The 2,700-nt window shown below is 74.1% G+C and carries 3 protein-coding genes and 1 pseudogene; all 4 read right to left on the bottom strand.

From position 1 onward, the window contains the following. On the bottom strand, positions 1-791 hold a 791-nt coding region (locus tag CCN51_RS51090), incomplete at its 3' end, for a glycosyltransferase family protein (RefSeq protein ID WP_143676216.1). Next, positions 788-1,642, bottom strand: a complete 855-nt coding sequence (locus CCN51_RS51085; RefSeq protein ID WP_014173582.1) for an alpha/beta fold hydrolase — start codon at positions 1,640-1,642, stop codon at positions 788-790. The genes CCN51_RS51085 and CCN51_RS51090, both read right to left, overlap by 4 nt. Before the next feature lie 3 nt (positions 1,643-1,645). Then, positions 1,646-1,975 (bottom strand): acyl carrier protein, encoded by a 330-nt coding sequence (locus CCN51_RS51080; RefSeq protein WP_014173581.1) that lies wholly within the window; start codon positions 1,973-1,975, stop codon positions 1,646-1,648. 12 nt (positions 1,976-1,987) lie between these two features. Next, positions 1,988-2,700: pseudogene (locus tag CCN51_RS51075) on the bottom strand (beta-ketoacyl synthase); the annotation flags it as partial.

Here is a 2,700-nt window from a genome sequence, read left to right as displayed (position 1 = left end):
TGGACGCGGCCGGCGCGGGCGCGCGTGGCGTCCTGGCAGACGGCGAGGAAACGCGCTCCGGCGTCGGCGCTGACGGTGCCCAAGGTGACCAGGACGGCCGGCCGCGCCGGGTCGAGCCAATGCCAGGGGAAGCCGGGCGCGGCGGGGCGGGCGGCGATCGACGGGCCCACGAAACGGATGCGCTCCGCGGCCCGCACGGGCCGGCCCGCCAACTCCTCGGTGGTGAACGCCAGCACCAGATGCGGCGAGAAGCGGGGATCCGCCGTCCCGGCCGGATCGCCGATCCGGGTGCGCAACCCCTCCAGCAGCCCTTCCAGCCAGGCGCCGACCCGCGGCATACCGTCCAGCGCCCCGGTGAACTCCGCCGAGGTGGTGGCCGAGGTGGCCCACCGTACGCCCAGCCGCTCGGCGACCAGACCACCGGCGACGGCCTGCTGGTCCGCGACCACCACATCCGGCCGGAACTCCTCCACCGCGGCCCGCACCCCCGGGGCCATCGCCTCCGCGAGCGGCACCAAAAAGCGCTCCCACAGGAACTTGAGCGCACCAGGGCCCCGCGCGTCCGCGGGGCGTACGGCGCTGATGTCGCCCTCGCCGAGCGGGGGCACCGCGCAGCGGAAGACCACGGCCCCGTCCCCGGCCAGCCGCCCCACCACCTCCGGTGTCCCGGCCCAGGCCACCCGGTGGCCGCGGGCGACGAGTTCGGCCCCGACACCGAGCGTGGGGTTGATGTGTCCGACGAGCGGCGGCACGACGAACAAGAAGCGGCGTCCGGAGGCGGCGCCTCTCATGAGGCCGCCTCCACCTCGGCGAGAGCCGCCGTCGAAGGCATCCCACGCCTCCCACCGGGATCGCCGATCCAGCCCAGGACATGGCGGAGCACCAGGGCGGGCACCTCGACCAGGACCGAGTGCTCATGGCCCGGCACGACGACCGTCCGGCTGCACGGCAGCAGCGACTCCAGCCACGGCGCCTGGGCGGCCATGTCCGAATCGGCGCCGTAGAGGGCGAGAACCGGGCTGCGTACGGAGCGGATCCGGCGCTCGCCCAGCACCGCGCTCGACGGTATGTCCTCGGCGATGGTGGTGGTGCGCACCAGCCGGGCCGCCGATTTGGCCAGCCGGGCGGTGTGCCCGCCGTGGTGGGCGTCGATCCAGGCCAGGGCGTCGGCCTCGTGCTCCGACAGCTGGGTGGCGGTGTAGCCGAGGAGCTTTTCGAGCTTCGCCGCCCACGCGGGGGTGGCCGGTTCGGATTCGATCAGCGAGAGACCGGCCACCCGCTCCGGGTGGCGGACCGCGTACTGGAACGCGACCGTCCCGCCGAAGCAGTTGCCGACCAGGTGCACCGGGCCGTGGATGCCCAGCCGGTCGAGCAGCCGCTCCAGGTCCCCGACGAAGGCATCCAGCCGGTAGCCGTGCGCCGGGCGTTCGCTGCGCCCGTGGCCCCGCTGGTCGTACATGACGACGTCGACCCCGGCCGCGGCGAGCCCGGGGCCCACGGTGAAGTAGTAGGCGGCCAGGCTGTCGGTGAGCAGGCCGTGCAGCAGCACGGCCGTGGGGGTCGCGGGCCCGGTCCGGCCGGGGCCGAGCCGCTGCACATGGAGCCTGACGCCGTCCGGTCCGCCGGTATGGACCATGGCCATCGGTCAGCTCCCCCCGGCGGCCTTCAGGCAGCCGACGACGTACTCGACGAGGCGCCCCACGGTGAGGTCGATGATCTCGTCGAGCTCCAGCCCGGCCACGAACTCGGCGAAGTTGACGTGCCGCCCGTACCGGGTCTGCAGAATTCCCGCCAGGGTGACCAGGTCGATGCTCTCCAGCTCCAGGTCCTCCATGAACCGGCTGTCCGCGGCGATCTCGATGTCGTCGAGGCCGTACTCGTCGAGCATCTTCCGGAGCATTCCGGCGATGTCCGCGAGGACGGTCTCCTCGTCGTCCGCCACGGGCGCCGCGGCGGTCTGCTTGGCGGTACTCACTGGTCATTCTCCTCACTCGTCGTCCGCCGGGCCGGTGGTCCAGGCCACGACGTAGTCCCTGCTGGGCAACCCGGGAGGGTTGGCCGTACGCACGCTGTGCACCCGGTAGCGGCGCGGCTGTCCGGCGGCCGTGGCCACGTGGAGCAGGAGCCGCCGTGGGTCCTCCGCGTCGAGCACGGTGACGTCCGGCCCGTGGCTCTCGTCCCCGATGCCCTCGATGCCCTCGATGCCCTCGACGCCCTCGATGCTCTGGACGCCCTCGGCCTTGGCGACCGCCTCCTTCGCCGCGCGGAGGGCCGCGGTTTCTTGTGCGGCGGTGTCCAGTCCGGTGATCTCCTCGATATGGATGCCGGGGCGCGGCCCGGAGTCCGCGCGGTCGCGGTCCGGCGGGCGCGGCACCACCAGGGCCAGCCCGGCCTCGGCCCGGCCGGCCAGTGCGACGTCCAGCGCGGGCAGCGTCCGGCCGTGTACCCCGAGGACGTACGGGCGGCCGCGCGGGTCCTCACACACCTGGATCTCGGCCGGGAAGACCGGCCCCTCCCCACGCGCCCAAAGCCACTGCCGCACCGCGTCCTTGGCCGCGATCCGGCCCAGCAGCCACTGCCGCCGGCCGCGCGGGGCCTGTCGCTCGTACGCCCTGCGCTCGGCCCCGGCCAGGTGGTTGCGCATGATCAGGTCGCGCGACGCCAGATCGGGCCAGCGCTCGTGGAGCAGCACCCAGCCGC

It is taken from the genome of Streptomyces milbemycinicus, from assembly GCF_002154605.1.
GTDB lineage: Bacteria > Actinomycetota > Actinomycetes > Streptomycetales > Streptomycetaceae > Streptomyces > Streptomyces milbemycinicus.
The sequence above is the reverse complement of the archived record's forward strand: the minus strand, read 5'-3'. Positions and strand labels throughout refer to the sequence as shown.

Excerpts from the sequence above, each read along its gene's own strand:
- CCN51_RS51085 (WP_014173582.1), bottom strand. The coding sequence starts at position 1,642 with ATGGCCATGGTCCATACCGGCGGACCGGACGGCGTCAGGCTCCATGTG.